26 protein-coding genes, 1 tRNA gene and 2 pseudogenes are annotated in these 23827 nt (G+C 53.2%); 12 read left to right on the plus strand and 17 right to left on the minus strand.

Going from position 1 to position 23827, the window contains the following annotated elements; translation table 11 throughout:
- Window positions 1–2: 2 nt before the first annotated feature.
- A pseudogene (locus tag ACOTXR_RS20115) lies at window positions 3–293 on the plus strand (Tn3 family transposase); the annotation flags it as partial.
- Window positions 294–441: 148 nt separating this feature from the next.
- On the opposite strand, the gene ACOTXR_RS20120 reads toward ACOTXR_RS20115, so the two are convergent.
- The 3 genes and pseudogenes from ACOTXR_RS20120 to ACOTXR_RS20130 form a co-directional block, all read right to left on the minus strand.
- A complete protein-coding gene (locus ACOTXR_RS20120) occupies window positions 442–1422 on the minus strand; it encodes an IS5 family transposase (RefSeq protein ID WP_421767069.1) in 981 nt (326 codons plus the stop codon).
- Between the two features lie 529 nt (window positions 1423–1951).
- Window positions 1952–2071, minus strand: a pseudogene (locus tag ACOTXR_RS20125) (helix-turn-helix transcriptional regulator); the annotation flags it as partial.
- A 121-nt stretch (window positions 2072–2192) separates the two neighbouring features.
- Entirely contained in the window at window positions 2193–2771 is a 579-nt protein-coding gene (locus ACOTXR_RS20130; protein WP_113372765.1) for a YagK/YfjJ domain-containing protein, read from the minus strand.
- Window positions 2772–3058: 287 nt separating this feature from the next.
- On the opposite strand from ACOTXR_RS20130, the gene ACOTXR_RS20135 reads away from it, so the two are divergent.
- From ACOTXR_RS20135 to ACOTXR_RS20175, 9 genes are all read left to right on the plus strand, one after another.
- Window positions 3059–3820, plus strand: a complete 762-nt coding sequence (locus ACOTXR_RS20135) for a hypothetical protein (protein WP_127790460.1) — start codon at window positions 3059–3061, stop codon at window positions 3818–3820.
- Between the two features lie 121 nt (window positions 3821–3941).
- A complete protein-coding gene (locus ACOTXR_RS20140) occupies window positions 3942–4805 on the plus strand; it encodes a GTPase family protein (protein ID WP_113372766.1) in 864 nt (287 codons plus the stop codon).
- 88 nt (window positions 4806–4893) lie between these two features.
- Window positions 4894–5715: a DUF932 domain-containing protein gene (locus ACOTXR_RS20145; protein ID WP_113372767.1), complete on the plus strand. Its 822-nt coding sequence runs from the start codon at window positions 4894–4896 to the stop codon at window positions 5713–5715.
- 23 nt (window positions 5716–5738) lie between these two features.
- Window positions 5739–5978 (plus strand): DUF905 domain-containing protein, encoded by a 240-nt coding sequence (locus tag ACOTXR_RS20150; protein ID WP_007869725.1) that lies wholly within the window; start codon window positions 5739–5741, stop codon window positions 5976–5978.
- A 103-nt stretch (window positions 5979–6081) separates the two neighbouring features.
- The gene (locus ACOTXR_RS20155; protein WP_113372854.1) at window positions 6082–6540 is read left to right on the plus strand and encodes an antirestriction protein; all 459 of its coding nucleotides are present in this window, start codon (window positions 6082–6084) and stop codon (window positions 6538–6540) included.
- A gap of 15 nt (window positions 6541–6555) precedes the next feature.
- The gene (locus tag ACOTXR_RS20160) at window positions 6556–7032 is read left to right on the plus strand and encodes a JAB domain-containing protein (protein ID WP_000811693.1); all 477 of its coding nucleotides are present in this window, start codon (window positions 6556–6558) and stop codon (window positions 7030–7032) included.
- Window positions 7033–7040: 8 nt separating this feature from the next.
- Complete coding sequence (locus ACOTXR_RS20165; protein ID WP_063841895.1) at window positions 7041–7262, plus strand: DUF987 domain-containing protein; 222 nt, start codon at window positions 7041–7043, stop codon at window positions 7260–7262.
- 18 nt (window positions 7263–7280) lie between these two features.
- On the plus strand, window positions 7281–7598 hold the full coding sequence (locus ACOTXR_RS20170) for a type IV toxin-antitoxin system YeeU family antitoxin (protein ID WP_113372912.1): 318 nt from the start codon (window positions 7281–7283) through the stop codon (window positions 7596–7598).
- A gap of 20 nt (window positions 7599–7618) precedes the next feature.
- The gene (locus tag ACOTXR_RS20175; protein WP_421767070.1) at window positions 7619–7960 is read left to right on the plus strand and encodes a TA system toxin CbtA family protein; all 342 of its coding nucleotides are present in this window, start codon (window positions 7619–7621) and stop codon (window positions 7958–7960) included.
- Window positions 7961–8341: 381 nt separating this feature from the next.
- Here the strand turns inward: ACOTXR_RS20175 and ACOTXR_RS20180 are convergent.
- From ACOTXR_RS20180 to proB, 3 genes are all read right to left on the minus strand, one after another.
- Window positions 8342–8417 (minus strand) — tRNA-Thr (locus ACOTXR_RS20180).
- Window positions 8418–8528: 111 nt separating this feature from the next.
- Window positions 8529–9782 (minus strand): glutamate-5-semialdehyde dehydrogenase, encoded by a 1254-nt coding sequence (proA, locus tag ACOTXR_RS20185; protein WP_045281951.1) that lies wholly within the window; start codon window positions 9780–9782, stop codon window positions 8529–8531.
- Window positions 9783–9793: 11 nt separating this feature from the next.
- Complete coding sequence (gene proB, locus ACOTXR_RS20190; RefSeq protein ID WP_014882684.1) at window positions 9794–10897, minus strand: glutamate 5-kinase; 1104 nt, start codon at window positions 10895–10897, stop codon at window positions 9794–9796.
- A gap of 305 nt (window positions 10898–11202) precedes the next feature.
- Here proB and phoE point away from each other — a divergent pair, with 305 nt between their 5' ends.
- Window positions 11203–12255, plus strand: a complete 1053-nt coding sequence (gene phoE / locus ACOTXR_RS20195) for a phosphoporin PhoE (protein WP_014882683.1) — start codon at window positions 11203–11205, stop codon at window positions 12253–12255.
- Window positions 12256–12368: 113 nt separating this feature from the next.
- On the opposite strand, the gene crl is transcribed toward phoE, so the two are convergent.
- The 3 genes from crl to gpt form a co-directional block, all read right to left on the minus strand.
- Window positions 12369–12770 (minus strand): sigma factor-binding protein Crl, encoded by a 402-nt coding sequence (gene crl, locus ACOTXR_RS20200; RefSeq protein ID WP_014882682.1) that lies wholly within the window; start codon window positions 12768–12770, stop codon window positions 12369–12371.
- Window positions 12771–12827: 57 nt separating this feature from the next.
- Window positions 12828–14072: an esterase FrsA gene (frsA, locus tag ACOTXR_RS20205; protein ID WP_014882681.1), complete on the minus strand. Its 1245-nt coding sequence runs from the start codon at window positions 14070–14072 to the stop codon at window positions 12828–12830.
- 104 nt (window positions 14073–14176) lie between these two features.
- Window positions 14177–14635 carry a xanthine phosphoribosyltransferase gene (gene gpt, locus ACOTXR_RS20210; RefSeq protein ID WP_003863205.1) on the minus strand — a complete coding sequence of 153 codons (459 nt, stop codon included), beginning with the start codon at window positions 14633–14635 and terminating at the stop codon, window positions 14177–14179.
- A gap of 260 nt (window positions 14636–14895) precedes the next feature.
- Here gpt and pepD point away from each other — a divergent pair, with 260 nt between their 5' ends.
- Window positions 14896–16353, plus strand: coding sequence for a cytosol nonspecific dipeptidase (pepD, locus tag ACOTXR_RS20215; RefSeq protein WP_014882680.1), 1458 nt, complete (start codon window positions 14896–14898; stop codon window positions 16351–16353).
- Between the two features lie 55 nt (window positions 16354–16408).
- On the opposite strand, the gene dinB is transcribed toward pepD, so the two are convergent.
- The 8 genes from dinB to ACOTXR_RS20255 form a co-directional block, all read right to left on the minus strand.
- Window positions 16409–17467, minus strand: a complete 1059-nt coding sequence (gene dinB / locus ACOTXR_RS20220) for a DNA polymerase IV (RefSeq protein WP_014882679.1) — start codon at window positions 17465–17467, stop codon at window positions 16409–16411.
- Window positions 17468–17575: 108 nt separating this feature from the next.
- Entirely contained in the window at window positions 17576–17776 is a 201-nt protein-coding gene (nqrM, locus tag ACOTXR_RS20225; protein ID WP_014882678.1) for a (Na+)-NQR maturation NqrM, read from the minus strand.
- 2 nt (window positions 17777–17778) lie between these two features.
- A complete protein-coding gene (gene nqrF / locus ACOTXR_RS20230; protein ID WP_014882677.1) occupies window positions 17779–19002 on the minus strand; it encodes an NADH:ubiquinone reductase (Na(+)-transporting) subunit F in 1224 nt (407 codons plus the stop codon).
- A gap of 10 nt (window positions 19003–19012) precedes the next feature.
- Window positions 19013–19609, minus strand: coding sequence for an NADH:ubiquinone reductase (Na(+)-transporting) subunit E (nqrE, locus tag ACOTXR_RS20235; RefSeq protein ID WP_006810004.1), 597 nt, complete (start codon window positions 19607–19609; stop codon window positions 19013–19015).
- 6 nt (window positions 19610–19615) lie between these two features.
- A complete protein-coding gene (locus ACOTXR_RS20240) occupies window positions 19616–20254 on the minus strand; it encodes an NADH:ubiquinone reductase (Na(+)-transporting) subunit D (RefSeq protein ID WP_058690027.1) in 639 nt (212 codons plus the stop codon).
- Window positions 20247–21041, minus strand: coding sequence for a Na(+)-translocating NADH-quinone reductase subunit C (locus ACOTXR_RS20245; protein WP_014882675.1), 795 nt, complete (start codon window positions 21039–21041; stop codon window positions 20247–20249). Before ACOTXR_RS20245 ends, ACOTXR_RS20240 begins: the two co-directional genes overlap by 8 nt.
- Window positions 21034–22269 (minus strand): NADH:ubiquinone reductase (Na(+)-transporting) subunit B, encoded by a 1236-nt coding sequence (locus ACOTXR_RS20250; protein ID WP_014882674.1) that lies wholly within the window; start codon window positions 22267–22269, stop codon window positions 21034–21036. Before ACOTXR_RS20250 ends, ACOTXR_RS20245 begins: the two co-directional genes overlap by 8 nt.
- Before the next feature lie 2 nt (window positions 22270–22271).
- Window positions 22272–23615 (minus strand): Na(+)-translocating NADH-quinone reductase subunit A, encoded by a 1344-nt coding sequence (locus ACOTXR_RS20255; protein WP_023332159.1) that lies wholly within the window; start codon window positions 23613–23615, stop codon window positions 22272–22274.
- Window positions 23616–23827: the final 212 nt, after the last annotated feature.

Consider the following 23827-nt stretch of genomic DNA (forward strand, 5'->3'; position numbering starts at 1 on the left):
GCGAAAGTGATCTGAAAATTACCGAACATTACACCGATACAGCGGGCTTCACTGAGCATGTTTTCACCCTGATGCATCTGCTGGGATTCTCTTTTTCGCCAAGGATCCGGGATATTCATGAGAAGCGGCTGGTTATTCATCAAAAGGCCGAGCGTTATTCCGGGAAACAGTCCGTCATATCAACAACCAGCCTGAATCTCAAAGACATTGAGGCGCGCAGGGATAAAATATTGTACCTGGCAGCCTCAATTAAACAGGGGATTGTCACCGCATCGCTGATAATGAAAATGTTAGGGAAGGTGCGAATAAGCAGGTCATTTCTTCCCAAGCTGACTCGCTGATTAAAATTTCGCGGATCTGGGACGATTTTTTTCCCGCAAACACATCGAATCAGCCTATTTAGGCTATTTTTTCCACCATTTCTGGCGTTATTTCAGGTTTTTACTGAGATCTCTCCCACTGACGTATCATTTGGTCCGCCCGAAACAGGTTGGCCAGCGTGAATAACATCGCCAGTTGGTTATCGTTTTTCAGCAACCCCTTGTATCTGGCTTTCACGAAGCCGAACTGTCGCTTGATGATGCGAAATGGGTGCTCCACCCTGGCCCGGATGCTGGCTTTCATGTATTCGATGTTGATGGCCGTTTTGTTCTTGCGTGGATGCTGTTTCAAGGTTCTTACCTTGCCGGGGCGCTCGGCGATCAGCCAGTCCACATCCACCTCGGCCAGCTCCTCGCGCTGTGGCGACCCTTGGTAGCCGGCATCGGCTGAGACAAATTGCTCCTCTCCATGAAGCAGATTACCCAGCTGATTGAGGTCATGCTCGTTGGCCGCGGTGGTGACTAGGCTGTGGGTCAGGCCACTCTTGGCATCGACACCAATGTGGGCCTTCATGCCAAAGTGCCACTGATTGCCTTTCTTGGTCTGATGCATCTCCGGATCGCGTTGCTGCTCTTTGTTCTTGGTCGAGCTGGGTGCCTCAATGATGGTGGCATCGACCAAGGTGCCTTGAGTCATCATGACGCCTGCTTCGGCCAGCCAGCGATTGATGGTCTTGAACAATTGGCGGGCCAGTTGATGCTGCTCCAGCAGGTGGCGGAAATTCATGATGGTGGTGCGGTCCGGCAAGGCGCTATCCAGGGATAATCGGGCAAACAGGCGCATGGAGGCGATTTCGTACAGGGCATCTTCCATGGCACCGTCGCTCAGGTTGTACCAATGCTGCATGCAGTGAATACGCAGCATGCTCTCCAGCGGATAGGGCCGTCGGCCATTGCCCGTCTTGGGATAAAACGGCTTGATGACAGCGGTCATATTCTGCCATGGCAGAATCTGCTCCATGCGGGAGAGGAAAATCTCTTTTCGGGTCTGACGGCGCTTAGTGCTGAATTCACTATCGGCGAAGGTGAGTTTATGGCTCATGATGTCCCTCTGGGATGCGCTCCGGATGAATATGATGATCTCATATCAGGAACTTGTTCGCACCTTCCTTAGAGTTAATGCCGTTTTCAAGCGCCAGTTTTGATATTGATATCCCAAGTTCGCATGAGGTCGCAATGAGTTGCTGATTAAACTCAGGAGAATAAATGGTGCAGCCCTTCCGTCCGCCGGGAATCACATTTTTCTGCATATTTGATACTTTGGTTCCCACAAATTATTTGGTGGACACCACGTTGCCGAATACACCAGATTATGACCAGATGGGCCTCACTGGACGCTTACTGTTTCAAGCAGGCTGGAATAATAACAGGTTAATTTCTTGATTTATAAATACGATAATATAACCACTCTTCCAAATCGCTTTTTAGCCAACGGGAAGCTCTGCCCAGCTTAATAGGTTTAGGGAGGGTGCGAATAAGTACCCTCCGCAACGAAAATGAAACTTTTAGTCAATTAAATTCAATCACTTACATAGGCGTTTTTTTGCGTTTGGTGACTTATTCGCACCTTCCTTAGGGAATGCCCCATCCTGTATCAGCTTATAGAACCATTTATCACTCAGGCCAGTAAGCTGGGTAATGAATTTCATATCAATGAATTGATCTTCAAGTAGTGCAGGTTTTGTATACATGATGATGTGTTCCGGTTAAAGATGAATAACCGGAGCCGTTAGTAAACTGATGGTTACCGCCAGCTCCTCCACATCAATGGCTTCTGTTGTAAAAAAACTTCTGCTCAATGCTCACCTACCGCTATTCTTTCCTGGGCCTGCCTCTACGGCTGCGGGGAGGTATAGCGTTCATACCTGCAATAACCCCTCGTGACTTCTGCTCAGATTTGGCTAAATAACTGATTACGTAACGTAGTTCATCTACTGCTTGCCTATTACGGTGATCCACTATCGTTCCGGAACTCGCAACGAAATGCTTTTTCCTGGAACACAGATGAAAGAGACCTTCTTCGTCAGTCAATCTGCGCCATTCTTCCCCTATTGCACGCGAGGTCGGATAGAATTTCCGATGCTTCTGCCCATCAAGATAAAGCATGGCATGCACATGCAACCCCTTACGCTGTCTGTATTCAATTACCCAGTAGTACCCAATAACCATTTTTTGGCCAAATATAACATCCATCAGATGCTGTATCTCGCCCTCCATCTCATCCATGAGATTACGCTGTGAGCGTTCACTTCCTTGTTTCCAGCCAAAATCCATACGAAAAGCCAGTATACGGGAATAACGCTCAAACATTTCATCCAGGTGGTGGTTTATATCTTCGAGAAGAAAACGATGCATAGGGTAATTAGGGTTGGCATTGTAGGGTTCTTTCATGATCTATCCTCAAACTAAACGGGGTTCAATAGATAGATGTGTGATGTATTTTTTATACAGGGATGAGTATTGATTACCGGAGAGGAACGGTTAACTCCGGGTGATAATACTAATTAACCTTAATTCAGTAAGAACTGATGGTTTCAAGGATTCTATCGTAGGTTCACATGGTGGCCTTACACAGGAAGAAATGTGTACGCGAAATCTGAAGTATTGCAGTGCGATCTGGCGCTTTACTGGCCTCTGTGATAGGTTGTTATGCACAATCAACAAAGTGCATAACAGTTATGGTAAAGAGAATTACATTTAACACCGATGATGATTTAACGATTAATTCAATCGACAGGTATGCCGAATCCAATGGCATGTCACGTTCTAAGGTAATATGTGAGTTATTACGGTCCACTGCACCTATTCTTGATTTTGTGACATATCAAAATAGAATTACTCAGGAGGTTGAAAGCAGGCTTTTTAGCATGTTTTATCATGAGGTTCGTCACTTCGAAACGCAGCAGCATAAAGATGACTCTACTTTTAAATATCTTCACTCTCTGTCTGAAAAGCTTATATTCAATGTTCACCCAAATCCTGTTGAAAGCTTTTTCCTTCCGGCAATATCTGAATGGGACTCTTGCAATAGTGGGTTTATGGAGAGAATTGAGAATAAAATTAAATCCTATATGCCCGAGGGTGATTGTATATCACGCTATGTTTATTTGTGCGTAAATAAAAAATCTGGTGAGAAGTTTGGCTATGACCTGATTCAAATAGAAATTCCATTATTTGTTGTTGAGTCTTATTTATTTGACATTCAGTCACTTTGCCATGTTCGAACTGTTGATTTTTGCAATGCAGGAATTGATGAATATATGCGCAGAAAAAAAAGACATCTTAATTCCGCTTATCTTTCATGGATTCCAGTGCTTCCCTTTCAGGAAGGGTTTATTTTTATCGCTGCTTTGCACATCGATAAAGCCTTACCTAATCAGCTATACCCTCCTAAAGCCACCATTAACCTTCCTTACGAGTACTGGAAGTATTTAGGATGATTCAATAGAAAATCATCATTCAAACTATATTCAGATATATATCATTTTCATGAACATACCAGCATAACGGCAGAACTTCGCGGTACTGCCGTTTTTAGTTTTATTTATTGCAGGAGTTGTCATGATTAATCAGCAAGGTTTGCAGCCATTAAACCATTCGCTTTCCGGCCTGCCGCAGTGGGTGTCTGAACGTATATTGCAGCAGATAAATCAGTTAACCCACTACGAACCAGTGATTGGCATTATGGGTAAAACTGGGGCGGGAAAGAGTAGCCTTTGCAATGCTCTGTTTGCCGGTGAGGTGTCGCCGGTCAGCGATGTGGCGGCCTGTACCCGTGAACCTTTGCGATTTCGCCTGCAGGTTGGCGAGCGCTATATGACGTTGGTGGATCTGCCCGGCGTGGGGGAGAGTGGTGCACGCGATACTGAGTATGCGGGGCTGTACCGTGAACAGCTTCCCCGGCTCGACTTGGTGCTGTGGCTGATTAAGGCTGATGATCGGGCACTGGCGGTGGATGAGCATTTTTACCGCCAGGTGATTGGTGAAGCTTACCGGCATAAAGTGCTGTTTGTTATCAGCCAGTCTGATAAGACTGAGCCCACCAGCGGTGGAGAGCGATTGTCCACAGAGCAGAAGCAGAATATCAGCCGCAAAATCTGCCTGCTGCATGAGATTTTTCAGCCAGTGCATCCTGTATGTGCCGTGTCAGTCCGTCTGCAGTGGGGACTACGGGTGATGGCAGAGCGCATGATCCGTTGCCTGCCGCGTGAGGCCAGCAGCCCGGTGGTGTCGCAACTGCAGCATCCCTTTCGCACGATGGTAGTCCGGGAGCAAGCTCGTAGCGATTTTGGTGAAACCGTAGGTGCCGTACTCGATAGCATCAGTGCCTTTCCCCTGATACCAGCCCCGGTGCGGGCCGTCATTCAGGCCGTGCGCACCACCGTGGTGTCCGTGGCCTGTGCCGTCTGGGATTTCTTCTTCTGAGAGTTTAATTCCAACCTGTTAATCCCTGAGTCCTGTCGCCTGTGCGACAGGGCTTTCTTTTATTGTTTCCCCTATGAGGAGTCTCCTTATGACCCGTCTGGCTTCGCGCTTTGGCGCAGCAAATCTTATTCGTCGTGACCGCCCGTTAACCCGCGAGGAGCTGTTTCGCGTGGTACCCAGCGTATTCAGCGAGGACAAACACGAGTCCCGCAGTGAACGTTATACCTATATTCCGACCATTTCCCTGCTCGACAGTCTGCAGCGGGAGGGCTTCCAGCCGTTCTTTGCCTGTCAGACCCGGGTACGTGACCCGGGTCGTCGTGAACATACGAAACACATGCTGCGCCTTCGTCGGGAGGGGCAGATTACCGGTAAGCAGGTGCCGGAAATCATTTTGCTGAATTCACATGATGGCACCAGTTCGTACCAGATGTTGCCGGGACTATTTCGCGCAGTTTGTCAGAACGGGCTCGTCTGTGGTGAGTCGTTTGGCGAGGTGCGGGTGCCGCACAAGGGGGACGTGGTGAGTCAGGTAATTGAAGGCGCGTATGAGGTACTGGGCATTTTTGACCGTGTGGAGGAGAAGCGGGATGCCATGCAATCGCTTTTGTTACCGCCACCAGCACAGCAGGCACTGGCCAAAGCGGCGCTCACGTACCGCTTTGGCGAAGACCACCAGCCGGTGACGGAATCACAGATACTTTCCCCACGCCGCTGGCAGGATGAGAGTAACGACCTGTGGACCACCTACCAGCGCATTCAGGAGAATCTGATTAAGGGCGGTCTGCCGGGCAGAACGACCAAAGGCAAGCGAGCTCATACCCGTGCGGTAAAGGGGATTGACGGGGACGTGAAGCTCAACCGGGCGCTCTGGGTCATGGCGGAGAATATGCTGCACCTAGCGTCCTGACACGCTGACTATCCGGAGTCACCATGACTGAATCGTTAACCCTGCCTCCCGGTTCGTTCTCACGTCAGCAGGCCGAAACCCTTATCCGTCTGTACCGTAATATCACCATTGAAGACGACCAGGGCAGTCACTTCCGCCTGGTGGTTCGCGACACCGAAGGCCGGACGGTCTGGCGGGCATGGAACTTTGAACCGGATGCCGGTGAAGGTCTTAACGGCTACATCCGGCAGTATGGCATCCACAAAGACACCGTTACCCGCTGACCCCGAAGCATTTACCCGCGACATCTCACCTTCCCGAACACGCTTTGTTAACCCCATACGCCAGCCCTCGCCGCTGGCGTTTTTTATTGACGGAGACATATCCATGACAACGCAGACGCAGTACGACCTCGCACCCGCTAACCAACCCGAATTTGAACTGACCGTCACGCCAGTCCCCGATGAACAGCGTATCGATTTCTGGCCACAGTACTTTGGCGCTATCCCGCAGTGGCTACTCCTGGAGCCGCATATCTTCGCCTGGATGGACCGCTTCTGTGAGGGCTACAGCGGTGGTATCTGGTCGTTCTACACCCTCAGCAATGGCGGCGCATTTATGTCCCCCGAGCCTGACAACGATGAGACATGGCGTCTGTTTAACTGCCTGAACGGTAACGATGCCCAAATGAGTGCAGAAGCAGCAGGTATTGCTGTCTGCCTGATTGCGTATAGCCACCATGCCTGCCGTACAGAATGTGACGCGATGACCGCACACTATTACCGCCTGCGGGAGTATGCCATGCAACATCCAGAGGCTCACGCCATTCTGCGTATTATCGACTGACCGAAGGAGCAACAGATGAAACAGCTTTCCTTTTTACCCGGCGAGATGACGCCACAGGACCGGCGTCTCATTCAGCGGGCGCTCAGGGCTCTGGACCGCCACCTGCATGAGCCCGGCGTAGCCTTCACCTCTACCCACGCCGTACGTGAATGGCTGCGACTGCATATGGCCGCGCTTGAGCGGGAAGAGTTCCGGGTGTTGTATCTGGACAACCAGAATCAGTTGATTGCCCATGAAACGCTCTTCACCGGCACGATTAACCGCACCGAGGTGCATCCCCGGGAGGTGGTCAAACGTGCTCTGCACTTCAACGCGGCGGCGGTGATACTCGCGCATAACCATCCTTCCGGCGAGACGACACCTAGCCAGGCCGACAAAACCCTCACGCAGCGACTGGTGCAGGTGCTTCAGCTGGTGGATATCCGCGTCCCTGACCACCTGATTGTTGGCGGCAGGCAAATCTATTCGTTCGCAGAACACGGTCTGCTTTGAGGTATTACATGAAAATTATCAGTAAACGCAGGGCAATGACGATATACCGCCAGCATCCTGAGTCCCGAATCTTTCGCTACTGCACCGGCAAATACCAGTGGCACGGTAGCGTCTGTCATTACACCGGCAGGGACGTTCCGGATATCGCCGGAGTCCTCGCGGTATACGCCGAACGCCGCCAGGACCGCAACGGGCCTTATGCCTGCCTGATGAGTATTACCCTGAACTGACAATAAAGGAGGTTATAAATGAGCAACATTACATGGGGGCTGCAGCGGGATATCACGCCACGCCTGGGAGCCCGTCTGGTGCAGGAGGGGAACCGGCTGCATTATCTGGCTGACCGGGCCAGCATCACCGGTAAATTCAGTGACGTCGAATGCCGGAAGCTGGATGAAACATGCCCGCACTTTATCCGCCATATGGAGTCGATGCTAACCACCGGTGAACTCAGTCCCCAACACGCCCACTGCGTCACCCTGTACCACAACGGTTTCACCTGCGAAGCCGATACTCTTGGCAGTTGCGGCTACGTATACATCGCCATTTACCCCACTCAGAGTTAATTACCTTCACGAGAGTAAACATGAAAACTTTACCTGCAACAACTCAGCGGGCGGCGAAGCCCTGCCTAGCACCCGTGGCTGTCTGGCAAATGCTACTGACCCGCCTGCTGAAACAGCACTATGGTCTCACCCTCAACGAGACACCGTTCAGTGAGGAACGTGTTATACAGGAACATATCGATGCCGGAATCACGCTGGCTGATGCCGTGAATTTTCTGGTGGAAAAATACGAACTGGTGCGTATCGACAGGAAGGGATTTAACTGGCAGGAACAATCCCCTTATCTCCGGGCTGTAGACATTCTGCGAGCACGGCAGGCAACTGGCTTGTTGCGGCAAAGCCGTAACAACGTAGTACGATGAACATTGCGTACAACCTTCCCGATTTACATTTCTGAACTTCCTCCCTTGTTTACCTATTGCGTAATGCGCCTGCTACTACCCGGCAGGCGCGTTATCTTTTTACGGACAAACAATCATGCAACCAGAAGTTGAAGTATTAACCGATCATAATGAGCTAATTTGTTCGAGCTTTATTGAACACATTGCCAACACATTAAATTTAGGAGTAGTGTACAACTAAACCTGCAGCCAAGGATGTATAGTGAGCGAAGCCCTATCAGGCCTTTTTGGTCAGTAGATAAGATTGATCTTCGTTGATAGAATTTACTTACACCAGCTGTTACATTAAGATAATTTTTTGGTGGGAGAATGATAAGATCTTACGTAACAATTTGATTTTAATGGTGCCGATAATAGGAGTCGAACCTACGACCTTCGCATTACGAATGCGCTGCTCTACCAACTGAGCTATATCGGCCCTGAGAGGCCGGTTACGAGTGTAACCACGGGGCAAAAGGTTAGATCTAACCGGGTGATGCGTCAATGCCCTTTTAAATCAAACGGCTATTTTTGCATCACCCGTGATTATTTACGCACGAATTGTATCGTCACCGAAGCCGATCCACTTGTACGTGGTCAGAGCTTCGAGGCCCATCGGACCGCGCGCGTGCAGTTTCTGCGTGCTGACCGCCACTTCTGCGCCAAGTCCAAACTGGCCACCGTCGGTGAAGCGCGTTGAGGCGTTGACATACACCGCAGAGGAGTCCACTTCGTTCACGAAGCGATCGGCATTGCGCAGCGTACGCGTCAGGATCGCGTCAGAATGCTGGGTACCATGCTCACGGATGTGGGCAATCGCGTCATCGAGATCGCTAACAATCTTCACGTTCAGATCCAGCGACAGGAACTCGTCATCGTACTGCTCCGCTTTGACTGGCACTACCTTAGCCGGGCCATCCTGGAGCAGTGTGAGCGCATTGGCATCCGCGTGCAGCGTTACGCCGCTCTCCGCCATCTGTTTGCTCAGCGCCGGGAGGAAGGTATTTGCAATACCCTGATGCACCAGCAGCGTTTCCACGGTGTTACAGGTACTTGGACGCTGAGTTTTGGCGTTAACGATAATCTTCAGCGCCGGGGCAATCTCTGCGCTGTCATCGACAACGATATGGCATACGCCGATACCGCCTGTAATGACCGGAATAGTGGACTGTTCACGGCACAGCTTGTGCAGACCTGCGCCACCGCGTGGGATTAACATGTCGATGTATTTATCCATGCGCAGCATTTCGTTGACCAGCGCACGGTCTGGGCTCTCGATCGCCTGCACGGCTCCCGCCGGTAAGCCACACTCTTCCAGCGCCTGCTGAATGACGTTTACCGTCGCGGCGTTGGTGCGCCAGGTCTCTTTTCCGCCGCGCAGAATGGCAGCGTTACCGGTTTTCAGGCACAGAGAGGCGACGTCAACCGTCACGTTTGGACGGGCTTCATAAATCACACCAATGACGCCGAGCGGCACGCGGCGACGCTCCAGACGCAAACCGCTGTCAAGCAGCCCACCGTCAATCACCTGCCCTACCGGGTCAGCCAGATTACAAACCTGACGGACATCATCAGCGATGCCTTTCAGGCGCGCCGGCGTCAGCGCCAGGCGGTCGAGCATCGCTTCGCTCAGGCCGTTTTCACGCGCCTCAGCTAAATCTTGTTCGTTGGCTCGCAGGATCTCAGCGGATTGCGATTCCAGATAATCAGCGATTTTTTCCAGCACGCGGTTTTTCTCACGGCTGGAAAGGAGCGCCAGTTTATAAGAGGCGGCCTTCGCGGCTGCGCCCATTTGTTCCAGCATGTTCTGGCTCCTTAACGAATAATCATGTCATCGCGGTGAACGGCAACCGGGCCATATTCATAGCCCAGAATGGCGTCGATCTGCTGCGAATGGTGGCCCGCAATGCGGCGCAGCGCGTCGCTGTTATAACGGCTTACGCCATGGGCTATATCGCGACCTTCAAGGTTACGGATGCGGATCACTTCACCACGGGAGAAGTTGCCTGTCACGCTTTTAATTCCTTTAGGAAGCAATGAACTCCCTCGTTCCAGAATCGCCGCCGTCGCGCCTTCATCAACGGTGAGCTCACCGGCAGGAGGCGCGCCAAATATCCAGCGCTTGCGGTTTTCCAGCGGGGATTCCTGCGCGTGGAAGCGTGTGCCGACAGAGATGCCTTCCATCACGTCACCAATCACGCCCGGGCGGCTGCCCGCCGCAATAATGGTGTCGATACCGGCACGGCACGCCACGTCAGCCGCCTGCAGCTTGGTTCCCATGCCACCGGTTCCCAGCCCTGAAACGCTGTCACCGGCGATGGCACGCAGCGCATCGTCGATGCCATGAACGTCGGTGATCAGTTCGGCTTCCGGGTTGGAACGCGGATCTGCGGTAAACAGCCCTTGCTGATCGGTCAGAAGCAGGAGTTTATCAGCTCCGGCCAGAATGGCGGCCAGCGCAGAGAGATTATCGTTATCCCCCACTTTGATTTCAGCGGTGGCAACGGCATCGTTTTCGTTGATGACGGGAACAATGTTGTTGTCCAGCAGCGCGCGCAGGGTATCGCGCGCGTTCAGGAAGCGCTCTCTGTCTTCCATATCCGCGCGCGTCAGCAGCATCTGCCCGACGTGAATACCGTAGATGGAGAACAGCTGTTCCCAGAGTTGAATGAGTCGGCTTTGTCCCACGGCGGCCAGCAGCTGTTTAGAGGCGATCGTCGCGGGGAGTTCGGGGTAACCCAGATGTTCACGCCCGGCGGCAATCGCCCCGGAAGTCACAATCACAATACGATGCCCTGCGGCATGCAGTTGAGCGCACTGACGTACAAGCTCAACAATGTGGGCGCGATTTAGGCGGCGCGATCCGCCTGTTAACACACTGGTACCGAGTTTTACCACCAGCGTCTGGCTGTCACTCATGATTCTCTGCCGTTCAACGATAAGGGAAAGTAATGTCGAACGAACGTTTTAACAGGAGTCAGCCCGGTTGCCAACTGCCTTAGTACATCACAAAGCACTTTGTTGCGCGGGATCAGGAAGCGTAGCGGCAAAATTTGACGGATTTATTACCGAAATAATAAATCACAGTTTTTTAAAATTATTCTTAGTTTGTCATAAAAGTTTCATTCCAGAACGATAAAACCCTTCCTGTTTTTTCACGGGACTTAAGCATGAGCTTATCGTCCAGCGAATTTTTTTAGCGCGTTTATAAGACAGGATCGAAAATGAAAAAGAGCACTCTGGCATTAGTGGTTATGGGCGTGGTGGCTTCTGCATCCGTTCACGCAGCTGAAGTTTATAATAAAAACGGTAATAAACTGGACGTGTACGGCAAAGTTAAAGCGATGCACTATATCAGCGATGATGACACCAAAGATGGTGACCAGACGTACGTTCGCTTCGGTTTTAAAGGTGAAACCCAGATTAACGATCAGCTGACGGGCTATGGCCGTTGGGAAGCCGAATTTGCCGGTAACAAAGCCGAAAGCGACTCTTCTCAGAAAACACGCCTGGCGTTTGCGGGTCTGAAACTGAAAGACTTTGGTTCCCTGGATTATGGTCGTAACCTGGGTGCGCTTTACGACGTCGAAGCGTGGACCGATATGTTCCCTGAGTTCGGCGGCGACTCTTCCGCACAGACCGACAATTTTATGACCAAGCGTGCCAGCGGTCTTGCAACCTACCGTAACACCGATTTCTTCGGTGCGATTGATGGTCTGGACATGACGCTGCAGTACCAGGGCAAAAACGAAAACCGTGACGCCAAAAAACAGAACGGTGACGGTTTCGGTACCTCTCTGACCTATGACTTCGGCGGCAGCGATTTCGCCGTCAGCGGCGCGTACACCAACTCTGACCGCACCAACGCGCAAAACCTGCTGGCGCGTGGTCAGGGCCAGAAAGCGGAAGCCTGGGCTACCGGTCTGAAATACGACGCGAACGATATTTATCTGGCAGCCATGTATTCCGAAACCCGCAATATGACGCCAATTTCCGGCGGCTTTGCTAATAAAGCGCAGAACTTTGAAGTTGTTGCACAATATCAGTTCGATTTCGGCCTGCGCCCGTCTCTGGGCTATGTCCAGTCTAAAGGCAAGGATATCGAAGGGATTGGTGACGAAGACCTGGTGAAATATATCGATGTCGGCGCGACCTATTACTTCAACAAAAATATGTCCGCATTTGTTGATTATAAAATCAACCAGATTGACGACGATAATAAACTGGGCGTAAGCAGCGATGATATTGTTGCGCTGGGTATGACGTACCAGTTCTAAGATTATCCGAATAAGAAAATCCCGGCAGATGTGCCGGGATTTTTTTTGCCCGAAATGAATGCGGTCTGATGCCCTCACCCCGGCCCTCTCCCACAGGGAGAGGGAGAAAAGCATTACGCGGTCAGCTTCACCGCTTCGCTGGAAAAGTTATCCGCGGGTTCGAACTTCAGCTCCAGAGAGGCCAGCAGTGCGCTCGCTTTGTCATGGAACTCTTTGAGGGTATATTCCAGGCGATCAATCACTTCCTGATCGTTGATGGTGGTGGCCTGCCAGTTGCCGTCTTTATTAAACAGGCCAAACTGGTAGCTATAGGTAAAACGTTTCTCCTCAGCTTCCATTTCCATCCACCAGCCCCAGAATTCACGTTTTTCGGGTGCAGGCTTCACGTTGACGCAAACAGCCAGGCAGTCGAAAAAAAAGCGATTCTCTTCACACTGCTCTTCTCGAATATACGGGCCGAGAGCCATAAATTTCTTAATCAGCCTACTTTTCGGGTGTCCACTCGGTAACGTCATTGCGATCTCCTTTTGTGAAGCCACTGTTTTACCAAACCAGCAAAATTTAGCAATCTATTAACACAATCTCTGAGCGATCCAGCGCGTAATCTCTTTCAGTGCTTTGTCGAAATTCTGATATACCGGGCTGAACGGCACCTCAAGCAATTTGCCATCCGCAGATGACGAAGTGATTAAGCGTGACTCTTCCTCCGGGCTGAACGGATCGTTTTTCCAAAAGCCGGACAACATCGGCGTCGGGCAACGGCGTCCCAGCAAACCTTGCGTTTTTAACGAGTAACGATTGAGCTCAACGCGCAGCGCTTCATCTGATGCATCATGCATGCCAAGGCGGCTGGCCAGCACGTCAAGGTACATTTCCGGCACACTGCCCTGACGGGCAGGATCGCTAAGCAGGGCGTGGACTACCGGGCCCAGGCACGCGACGGCCTTCAGGCGCGATGATTCAAGATAAGCCAGACGCACTGCGACGTTCGCCCCAAAGCGGAAGCCGAATGCCGCCACGCGGGTGTGGTCAACCCAAGGAATGTTTTCCAGCGCTTTTAGCGCATGCTGGTGCAGCAGACTGGAATCCTGAGTCAGCTTCCATTTGGATGAGAAACCAATTGAGGGCATATCAAGCGTCAACATCGCGATCCCTTTTGGTGCGAAGTAACGCTCATACAGGCTGTAATAGTCGATTTGCAGCGAATCCAGCCCGCCGCACATCAGGACGGTCGGGAACGGGCCGTCTCCTTCAGGCATATGAAGGAAGCCGGTGACGGGCGCACCGCCGGGAATGGTGAACTCCAGTTCGCGCATCTGGCCCGGAAGGCGCTGAGCCGCTTCTTCATAGGCTCGGTTCGCCAGCGCCTGAGCCTGCTCAGCCAGCTCATCACCTTTTAAATGCGGGTAGGCGGCAATGGCGTAGAGATTGGCCGCATGGAGCCAGTGCTTGCCGCTCCGCGTAGCATCTTCCTCCTGGCTGGCTTTTTGCTGCCAGAGCATCGCCTGTTTAGACCATTCATAGATCCAGTTGCCGCCGCGATAGCCGACCACCGTGTCGTAGAGTTCGCTGTCTGTGCGCTCCGACTCGCTCATGACGATACGCGCCTGCACATCCAGGATTTCACGCGGATCAATACCGCGCCAGATCCACATCAGGCGGTTAATCATGCGATACCAGTGGGGGACGTTTTTGCCGTCTAAGGCAGACTGGACGGCAGGCTGGATACCCGGATTGAACCGACGGACCAGCGTCGACGTTTCAGGGTGTTTGAAACGGGGTTTGAAGAGTGTCTCGGTGAGATTCGCCTGCGTCATTGCGTTGCCTCCATGGATACGTCATATAACGTCCATTGTAACGCGTGGCAGGATAAAAAGAACAACGCCCGACATAGCCGGGCGTGTAAAGTTACGTGCGGAAATTAACGGCCTGAAATAGGCGGTACAAAGACCACGCCCATATCCCATGGCTGTTCAATCCAGGTATCCTGAGGGATATCAATCACGTAATCGTCAACCAGTGGGCGACCCGCCGGTTTCGCGAAGATAGTGACGAAATGCGCTTTTGGATACATTTCGCGGATAGCCACCGCGGTACCACCGGTGTCCACCAGATCGTCGATGACGATAAAGCCTTCACCGTCGCCTTCAGCGCGTTTCAGCACTTTCAGCTCACGCTGGTTGTCGTGGTCATAGCTGGAGATGCAAACGGTATCGACATGACGAATACCCAGCTCACGTGCCAGCAGCGCCCCCGGTACCAGACCGCCACGGCTGACGGCAATAATGCCTTTCCACTGTTCGGAAGGCATCAGACGCGCAGCCAGTTTGCGGGCGTGAATCTGCAACATGTCCCAGGTGACGACGTATTTTTCGCTCATGTGAAGTGTCCCAGCCTGTTTTTATACGGCTTAAAAAGTGTTCGAGGGGGAAATAGGTTGCGCGAGATTATAGAGATCTGACGCACTAAAAACCAGTGTTTAGCGCCCTCTGCCTGAGTTTTTACATGCTTTATGCTACCAGCCCGCAGAGAAAGTGGTATTCTCAGTTGCATCTCGCAAGCCTGTCTTGTGGTAACTATTAACCTGCTAACCCTGTGACCTGCAACCTTGTTTGCAGAGCATCGACAAGGAGACTTATCGTGTCTGAACTGTCTCAATTATCTCCGCAGCCGCTGTGGGATATTTTTGCCAAAATCTGTTCCATTCCACACCCTTCCTACCATGAAGAACAGCTTGCCGAACATATTATGGGTTGGGCGAAGGAAAAAGGTCTGCACGCTGAACGCGACCAGGTTGGTAACATTCTTATCCGTAAACCGGCCACCGCAGGCATGGAGAACCGCAAACCGGTTGTCCTGCAGGCGCACCTGGACATGGTGCCACAGAAAAACAACGATACCGTTCACGATTTCACTAAAGACCCGATCCAGCCCTACATCGACGGCGACTGGGTGAAAGCGCGCGGCACCACCCTGGGTGCAGATAACGGCATCGGCATGGCCTCTGCGCTGGCCGTGCTGGCGGATGACAGCGTTGAGCACGGTCCGCTGGAAGTGTTGCTGACCATGACCGAAGAAGCGGGCATGGACGGCGCATTCGGTCTGCAGGCGAACTGGCTGCAGGCTGATATCCTGATCAACACCGACTCCGAAGAAGAAGGTGAGATCTACATGGGCTGCGCGGGCGGGATTGATTTCATCTCTACCCTGCCACTGTCACGCGAAGCGGTGCCTGCGGGTTACCAGACCTTCAAGCTGACGCTGAAAGGGCTGAAAGGCGGCCACTCCGGCGGTGATATTCACCTGGGCCTGGGCAACGCCAACAAACTGCTGGCACGCTTCCTGGCGGGCCACGCGGCTGAGCTGGATCTGCGCCTGGTAGACTTCAACGGCGGTACCCTGCGCAATGCGATCCCACGCGAAGCCTTCGCCACCGTTGCAGTACCTGCAGCAAAAGCGGACGAGCTGAAAAAACTCTCCAGCGTCTACCTGGATATCCTGAAAAACGAACTGTCAGCGAAAGAGAAAAACCTGACCGTGGTGCTGGAGTCTGTTACTACCGACAAAGCCGCGCTGACCGTGCAGTCTCGTGACACCTTTGTTCAGTTGCTGAACGCGACGCCAAACGGCGTGATCCGCAACTCTGACGTGGCGAAAGGCGTGGTAGAAACCTCACTGAACGTGGGCGTGGTCACCATGAGCGACGACAGTGCAGAAATTATCTGCCTGATCCGTTCCCTGATCGACAGCGGTAAAGAGTACGTGGTGAGCATGCTGGAATCTCTGGGGACGCTGGCGGGTGCCAAAACCTCCGCTAAAGGCAGCTACCCGGGCTGGCAGCCGGATGCCAGTTCTCCGGTGATGGCGCTGGTGCGCGAAACCTATCAGCGTCTGTTCAACAGCACGCCGAACATTCAGGTGATCCACGCGGGTCTGGAGTGTGGTCTGTTCAAGAAACCGTATCCGAACATGGACATGGTCTCTATCGGGCCAACCATTACCGGGCCGCACTCGCCGGATGAGCAAGTTCATATCGAAAGCGTGGGCCATTACTGGACCCTGCTGACCGAGTTGCTGAAGGCGATTCCTGCTAAGTAATTCGTCGTCTGTTGCCCGGTGGCGCTACGCTTACCGGGCCTACGATTGGCGTAATCTACAATCCCAAAACCAACTGACGCTCTAACTGCGGATCCAACAGTGTGACGTGCAGCCCCACCAGCCTTACTCCGCGCCCTGCCCGCCGTTCTTCCCATGCTTTTTTTGCCGTCGCGATAAGATCGTCTCTGTTCAGACGCGGCCAGACGTGCTCCTGCGTAGTCTGCTGGAAGTCGTTAAACTTGAGCTTCACGCCCTGCCGGGCGATGAGCAGATCGGGCTTAACCTTCGCTAAGCGCCTTTCCAGCTCAGGATAAAGCTGTTCAGTGATGATGAATTCACATTCGGACCAGTCGTGAATATCTTCCATCAGCGTGCGTTCAACACCAACCGATTTACGCAACCGCTCGCTGCTTACGCTGCGTTCATCAATGCCCTGACTGCGTTCCCACAGCACGCGACCAAACTTTCCGAAACGCTTGAGTAGCATAGCCAGATCGCTTCGCTGCACATCTTCGCAGGTGCGTAATCCCATACTTTCCAGCTTCGCGGCGGAGACTTTGCCTACGCCGGGGATTTTGCCAAGCGGAAGCGTTTTCAAAAACGCAGGCACCTCTTCGGGGGTGATGACGTACTGACCGTTGGGTTTATTTAAATCGGAGGCGATTTTAGCGAGAAATTTTACCGGCGCGACGCCTGCCGATGCGGTGAGATTCAGCTCGTTGAAAATGGTCTGGCGGATCTCCTGCGCCATCAGGGTGGCGGAGCCGTGACAGTGAAGGCTGTCGGTGACGTCAAGATAGGCTTCGTCCAGGGATAGCGGCTCAATCAGTGAGGTATAGCGGGAGAAGATTTCCCGTATATGGTTCGACGCTTCTTTATAGGCTTCAAATCGCCCAGGCAAAAGGGTGAGGTGCGGGCAGAGTTTTAACGCCATCGCCGTCGGCATGGCGCTGCGCACGCCAAATTTGCGCGCAGGGTAGTTGGCGGTGCTGATCACCCCACGCTGTACGCGGCTGCCGCCAATGGCGATGGGGATATCCCGCAGCGCCGGGTTGTCACGCATCTCCACTGCGGCAAAAAAGCAGTCCATATCGACATGGATTATTTTGCGCATAGTAAGCCCTCACTCATTCACTGGATAAGTATACAGTAAACAAATGAGGGTTGAGAAGTGTACGTGGGAATTGTCGGGTGGCAGCTTCGCCTTACCCGACTAACAAGACTAAATAATGCGCTGCTGTTCGCGGGCCATTCTTTTTTTCCGCGCATCGCACGGTTCCGGGCAGTCGCAGACCTTTTCCATTCCGAGAGAAGAGATCCCGCCGCAGCTGCCCTGAATGCTTTTACGCTTGATGATCCAGCCTAATGACATGCCGAATACCACCAGCACAAACACCGCAAAGGTCGCCAGAAAGGTCAACATGATCAGCCTCCGAAATCATCAAGGAGGATGTTCTCATCTTCCACGCCGAGATCTTTCAGCATCTTGATCACAGCGGCGTTCATCATTGGCGGACCACACATGTAGAACTCGCAGTCTTCTGGTGCCGGGTGCTGTTTGAGGTAATTTTCATACAGCACGTTGTGGATGAAGCCCGTATAGCCTGTCCAGTTATCTTCCGGCTGCGGGTCGGAAAGCGCCACGTGGAAAGTAAAGTTAGGGTTCTCACGCGCCAGCTGTTCGAACTCATCGTCATAGAACATTTCGCGCAGGGAACGCGCCCCATACCAGAAGCTGATCTTACGCGTGCTCCCAAGACGCTTGAGCTGGTCAAAGATGTGTGAGCGCATCGGCGCCATACCCGCGCCCCCGCCGATAAAGACCATTTCTGCGTCGGTATCTTTGGCAAAGAACTCCCCGAACGGACCGGAGATGGTGACTTTGTCGCCAGGCTTGAGGGACCAGATGTACGACGACATCACGCCCGGCGGGGCATGTGGCACGTTTGGCGGCGGGGTGGCGATACGCACGTTGAGCATAATGATGCCCTTCTCTTCCGGGTAGTTAGCCATGGAATAGGCGCGAAGCGCGGGCTCTTTGACCTCGGAAACAAAGCGGAAGAGATTAAATTTATCCCAGTCGGCACGGTACTCTTCAGGCACGTCGAAGTCGGCATACGCCACGGTGTGTGCCGGACAATCAATCTGGATATAGCCACCCGCACGGAACGGGACGCTCTCCCCTTCAGGCACACGCAGCTTAAGCTCTTTAATGAAGGTGGCTTTGTTATCGTTAGAGATAACCTCGCACTCCCATTTTTTCACGCCAAAGATCTCTTCCGGCAGCTCAATCTTCATGTTCTGACGCACCGCGACCTGGCATGCCAGACGACAACCCTCTTTCGCTTCACGTTTCGTAATATGCGACAGTTCTGTGGGCAGAATATCACCGCCACCCTCTTTCACCGTCACACGGCACTGCCCGCATGAGCCGCCGCCACCGCAGGCTGACGAGACAAAGATCCCGTTGCCGGAGAGCGTATTAAGCAGTTTATCCCCTGCCGGGGTACGGATCTGATTCTGGGGATCGTCATTGATATCAATGACCACATCACCGGAATTGACCAGCTTCGCGCGCGCCGCCAGAATCAGCCCTGAGAGCACCAGTACTATCAGCGTGAACATCACCACGCCAAGAATAATTTCCATCTTTTAGCCCTTATAGCTGCACACCGGAGAAGGACATAAAGCCCAACGCCATCAGGCCGGTGGTGATAAAGGTGATCCCTAAGCCACGCAGCCCGGCAGGGACGTTGGCATATTTCATTTTTTCGCGGATCCCCGCCATGGTAACAATCGCCAGCATCCAGCCGATACCGGATCCAAAGCCATACACCACGGATTCACTGAAGTTGTAATCACGCTGAACCATGAATGAGACGCCACCAAAGATGGCACAGTTTACGGCGATGAGCGGCAGGAAGATCCCCAGCGCGTTGTACAGCGACGGGAAATACTTATCGAGGATCATCTCCAGGATTTGCACCAGCGCCGCAATTACCCCGATAAAGGTGATGAAGTTCAGGAAGCTGAGATCAATCCCCTCCACCAGCGCACTGTCCCGCAGCACAAAGTTGAACACCAGGTTGTTAATCGGAACGGAAAGCCCCAACACCACGGTGACCGCCACGCCCAGACCAAATGCCGTTGAGACCTTTTTGGAAACGGCAAGGAACGTACACATGCCCAGGAAGAAGGCGAGCGCCATGTTTTCAACAAACACCGCGCGCACAAATAAACTCAGGTAATGAGCCATTGTCGGTTACTCCTTTTCCTGCTGTTCGGGCTTCAACGTACGAATCAGCCAGATCAGCAAACCGATAATGAAAAATGCGCTTGGGGCCAGCAGGAACAGTCCGTTTGGCAGATACCAGCCGCCGTTCTGTACCGTGTTCAGCACCGTGATGCCAAACAGCTTGCCGCTGCCAATAAGCTCGCGCAGGAAACCGACCGTCAGGAGGATCACGCCGTAGCCCAGACCGTTGCCGATCCCATCCATAAAGCTCGCCAGCGGCGGCATTTTCATGGCGTAGGCTTCAGCGCGTCCCATCACGATACAGTTGGTGATAATCAGGCCGACAAACACCGAAAGCTGCTTCGAGGTTTCATAAGCAAACGCGCGCAGCAGCTGATCAACGACGATCACCAGCGAAGCGATGATCGCCATCTGGACGATGATCCTTACGCTGTTGGGTATGTGGTGGCGGATCATTGAGATAAACATGCTGGAGAACGCTGTCACCAGCGTAACTGCCAGCGTCATCACTACCGCCGTTTCCAGTTTGGTCGTCACCGCCAGGGCAGAGCAGACGCCCAGCACCTGCAGCGTTATCGGGTTATTGGCTAAAAGTGGGCCAATCAGCACCTTTTTAACTTCTTTCAGTTCACCCGTATCAGCCATTGTTTAGCGCTCCTTCACGTACGTTTTTCAGGAAGGGACCAAAGCCCAGTTCACCCATCCAGAAATCAAAACTGTGCTGCACACCGTTAGAGGTGAGCGTGGCCCCGGAAAGGCCGTCAACGGCGAAGTCATCACCGGGACGCGCGCCCCCTTTCACCACCTTAAGCGCAGGCTGACCGTTATCGTCGAGTACTTTTTTACCGACAAACTGCGCACGCCAGTTAGGGTTCTCAACTTCGCCACCCAGCCCCGGCGTTTCGCCCTGATCATAATAAGTAATGCCTTTGACCGTGCGGCCATCGGTGTCCAGCGCCACAAAGGCGTACATCATTGACCACAAGCCGTTACCATAGATGGGTAAAACCACTTCCTGCACGCGTTTTTGCTCGTCACGAACGAGATAAATCTCCGCAATATTGCTGCGGCGCTTAATCCCTGCCGGATCCTGAGAGGCATCAAGCGAAGTGCTCATCTGCGGATCTTTCAGCGCCAGCGCCTGGTTATATTTCGCCGGGTCTTTATCCATCAGTTCACCGGTTTTTAAATTCACCAGCCGTGCGGTAATGCGTTCAGCAAACACGGCTGAGACGTCGTCCTTCGTCATGCCTTCCTGCATCAGCCCGGCCACGGCCAGGATGTTACGCTGTTTATCCAGCGCCCGTTGCTCCTGCTGCAGCGGTTTTAACCCGACGGCAGAACCGGCGACGACAATGGAACAGACCAGGCAAAGCACCAGAACCACCAGCAATGTTTTGCTGATGCTGTCGTTATTTTTGACTTCAGCCACGCGCCTTCCTCCGCTTAATGTTGGCGCGCACGACCAGATAGTCGAACAGCGGCGCAAACAGATTGGCAAACAGAATGGCCAACATCATCCCTTCCGGATAGGCCGGGTTGACCACGCGAATCAATACACACATCACCCCAATGAGCGCGCCGTAACACCATTTACCTCTGTCGGTAAACGAGGCTGAGACGGGATCGGTGGCCATGAACATCATGCCAAACGCAAAACCGCCCAGCACAAGGTGCCAGTACCAAGGCATAGAGAACATCGGGTTCGTGTTTGAACCAATGAGATTGAACAGGGTGGCAGTAAGCACCATCCCGAGCATCACGCCTGCGACGATGCGCCAGGAGGCCACGCGACCAAAGAGAATGATCGCCCCACCGAGCAAAATCATCAGGGTAGACACTTCCCCGATGGAGCCAGGGATGTTGCCAATAAACGCATCAAACCAGGTCACCGGCTGGCCGGTCGCATTATTGACCAGCGTTTCACCGCCGCCTGCCGCCCACTGGGAAAGGGGGGTCGCACCAGAGAAACCGTCCGCAGCCGTCCACACCAGGTCACCTGAGATCTGCGCCGGGTAGGCAAAGAACAGGAACGCACGCCCCGCCAGCGCCGGGTTCAGGAAGTTACGCCCGGTCCCGCCGAAGATCTCTTTGGCAATCACGACGCCAAAGCTTATCCCCAACGCCGCCTGCCAGAGTGGCAGCGTAGGTGGCACAATCAGCGCAAACAGGATAGAGGTAACAAAGAAGCCCTCGTTAATCTCGTGTTTGCGGATGATGGCGAACAGCACTTCCCAGAAACCGCCCACGATAAAGACGGTCATATAAATCGGCAGGAAGAATACCGCCCCCAGCGTCATCATGCTGAGCCAGCCCGCGTCCGCCGCGAAGCTCACGCCTAACGACTGTGCCAGGCGGTAGTGCCAGTCAGACTGAATGACCTGCGCCAGCTGCTGCGCATCATAGAGATGATGCAGCGCCGGAATGGTTTGCAGCCCCACGTTGTACATACCCCAGAACATGGCCGGGAAGACCGCAAACCACACCAGGATCATCATGCGTTTCAGGTCGATGGCATCGCGAACGTGCGCCGCCCCTTTCGTCACCAGACCCGGCGTGTAGAAAATGGTCGTCGTCGCTTCGTACAGCGGGTAGTACTTCTTCAGTTTACCCTCGGTAAAATGCGGCTCTATTTTTTCAAAGAGGTGTTTTAAGCCCATCGTTATCCTTCCTGCTCAATGCGGGTTAACACCTCGCGCAATACGGGTCCATATTCGTATTTACCTGGACACACATAGGTACACAGCGCCAAATCTTCTTCATCCAGCTCGAGACAGCCCAGCGCCTGCGCGCCGTCGGTATCACCGGCAAGGAGATCGCGCAGCAGCACGGTGGGCAGAATGTCCAGCGGCATCACGCGTTCGTAGTTGCCAATCGGGACCATTGCGCGCTCACCGCCGTTCGTGCTGGTGGAGAAATTAAAGAGCTTATGACGCAGGAAGTGACCCAGCGTAGTGCGGGTCACGGAGTATTTCTCTGCACCCGGCAGCACCCAGCCGAACAGCTCTTTCTCACGCCCTTCCTGCACAACGCTCACCTGAAGATGGAAACGGCCCAGGTACGCATGCGCATCAACTGCGCGGCGCCCACTGAGTACTGAACCGGAAATCAGGCGGTTTTCACCCTCTTTCGTTTCCCCGGAAAGCAGGTCATTAAGATCGGCTCCCAGAAGCGTTTTTACCAGGCGCGGGTTTGCAGCCTGCGGACCGCCGATAGCGATGACCCGTTCAGCGCAGAGAACGCCAGTGGTAAAGAGCTTACCAATGGCAATGACGTCCTGATAATTAAGATGCCAGACCTGTTTTTTCAGACTCACCGGCTCTAGGAAGTGAATATGGGTGCCGACCAGCCCAGCCGGATGTGGACCCGAAAATTCATTAAACGTGACCTGCCCCTGCGGATGGCCGCCAAGCTTGCCACCGCCGGCCTGGCAGACGTGAACTTTCCCGGGCGTCAGGCGCGTTAAAACCGTCAGCCCGGCATCGAAGGCTTTACGCTGCGCCAGAATAACGGGCTGCGGGTCTGCGCTGAGCGGGTTGGTGTCGATGGCCGTCACGAATATGGCAGCCGGGGCCGTATCAGGAGCGGGGGATTTGCTGAAAGGACGCGTGCGAAGTGCCGTCCACAAACCGGATGCCAGCAGTTGAGCCTGCACAGTTTCCCGACTAAGCGACGCGAGTTCTGCGGCGTCGTAATGGGCAAACTCACGCTGTTCATCGCCTTCAATGCGGATCACCACCGACTGAAGGACACGGCGCTCGCCACGATTGATCGCCACAACGGTGCCGCTGGCGGGAGCTGTGAACAGCACGCCGGGATTTTTTTTATCCTCAAAGAGCGCCTGCCCTTTGATAACGCGATCGCCTTCCTGAACCAGCATCGAGGGACGCATTCCCAGATAATCGTCGCCTACGATGGCGACATGACGGACACTTGCACCGGGCGAAACGTGCTGCTCGGGCACGCCTGCAATCGGCAGATTAAGTCCTTTTTTTATTTTAAACATGTGGTTAGCAGGTTTCCATAAACAACAATCCAGTGGGCGCGAAGTGTACCATTTTCCCCTTCTCACGGGCAGGGGATCCGCCTGCGGGTGCGCCAAATTGCGAGCTAATACGCAAAGTTCCTGGAGCCAGCGTGATTTTGATGGTTTATAAAGTAAAACTAATTTGTAAACTCATCGCCCGACTCTTGCGAAAATCTATAGCGGTGCTAATG

Origin of the sequence: Enterobacter cloacae complex sp. IR53030, assembly GCF_049238365.1 — a bacterium.
GTDB classification, from domain to species: domain Bacteria; phylum Pseudomonadota; class Gammaproteobacteria; order Enterobacterales; family Enterobacteriaceae; genus Enterobacter; species Enterobacter kobei.

Coding starts and splice junctions, on each gene's coding strand:
- ACOTXR_RS20120 (WP_421767069.1), bottom strand. CDS start 1,422: ATGAGCCATAAACTCACCTTCGCCGATAGTGAATTCAGCACTAAGCGC.
- ACOTXR_RS20130 (WP_113372765.1), bottom strand. CDS start 2,771: ATGAAAGAACCCTACAATGCCAACCCTAATTACCCTATGCATCGTTTT.
- ACOTXR_RS20135 (WP_127790460.1), top strand. CDS start 3,059: ATGGTAAAGAGAATTACATTTAACACCGATGATGATTTAACGATTAAT.
- ACOTXR_RS20140 (WP_113372766.1), top strand. CDS start 3,942: ATGATTAATCAGCAAGGTTTGCAGCCATTAAACCATTCGCTTTCCGGC.
- ACOTXR_RS20145 (WP_113372767.1), top strand. CDS start 4,894: ATGACCCGTCTGGCTTCGCGCTTTGGCGCAGCAAATCTTATTCGTCGT.
- ACOTXR_RS20150 (WP_007869725.1), top strand. CDS start 5,739: ATGACTGAATCGTTAACCCTGCCTCCCGGTTCGTTCTCACGTCAGCAG.
- ACOTXR_RS20155 (WP_113372854.1), top strand. CDS start 6,082: ATGACAACGCAGACGCAGTACGACCTCGCACCCGCTAACCAACCCGAA.
- ACOTXR_RS20160 (WP_000811693.1), top strand. CDS start 6,556: ATGAAACAGCTTTCCTTTTTACCCGGCGAGATGACGCCACAGGACCGG.
- ACOTXR_RS20165 (WP_063841895.1), top strand. CDS start 7,041: ATGAAAATTATCAGTAAACGCAGGGCAATGACGATATACCGCCAGCAT.
- ACOTXR_RS20170 (WP_113372912.1), top strand. CDS start 7,281: ATGAGCAACATTACATGGGGGCTGCAGCGGGATATCACGCCACGCCTG.
- ACOTXR_RS20175 (WP_421767070.1), top strand. CDS start 7,619: ATGAAAACTTTACCTGCAACAACTCAGCGGGCGGCGAAGCCCTGCCTA.
- proA (WP_045281951.1), bottom strand. CDS start 9,782: ATGCTGGAACAAATGGGCGCAGCCGCGAAGGCCGCCTCTTATAAACTG.
- proB (WP_014882684.1), bottom strand. CDS start 10,897: ATGAGTGACAGCCAGACGCTGGTGGTAAAACTCGGTACCAGTGTGTTA.
- phoE (WP_014882683.1), top strand. CDS start 11,203: ATGAAAAAGAGCACTCTGGCATTAGTGGTTATGGGCGTGGTGGCTTCT.
- crl (WP_014882682.1), bottom strand. CDS start 12,770: ATGACGTTACCGAGTGGACACCCGAAAAGTAGGCTGATTAAGAAATTT.
- frsA (WP_014882681.1), bottom strand. CDS start 14,072: ATGACGCAGGCGAATCTCACCGAGACACTCTTCAAACCCCGTTTCAAA.
- gpt (WP_003863205.1), bottom strand. CDS start 14,635: ATGAGCGAAAAATACGTCGTCACCTGGGACATGTTGCAGATTCACGCC.
- dinB (WP_014882679.1), bottom strand. CDS start 17,467: ATGCGCAAAATAATCCATGTCGATATGGACTGCTTTTTTGCCGCAGTG.
- nqrM (WP_014882678.1), bottom strand. CDS start 17,776: ATGTTGACCTTTCTGGCGACCTTTGCGGTGTTTGTGCTGGTGGTATTC.
- nqrF (WP_014882677.1), bottom strand. CDS start 19,002: ATGGAAATTATTCTTGGCGTGGTGATGTTCACGCTGATAGTACTGGTG.
- nqrE (WP_006810004.1), bottom strand. CDS start 19,609: ATGGCTCATTACCTGAGTTTATTTGTGCGCGCGGTGTTTGTTGAAAAC.
- ACOTXR_RS20240 (WP_058690027.1), bottom strand. CDS start 20,254: ATGGCTGATACGGGTGAACTGAAAGAAGTTAAAAAGGTGCTGATTGGC.
- ACOTXR_RS20250 (WP_014882674.1), bottom strand. CDS start 22,269: ATGGGCTTAAAACACCTCTTTGAAAAAATAGAGCCGCATTTTACCGAG.
- ACOTXR_RS20255 (WP_023332159.1), bottom strand. CDS start 23,615: ATGTTTAAAATAAAAAAAGGACTTAATCTGCCGATTGCAGGCGTGCCC.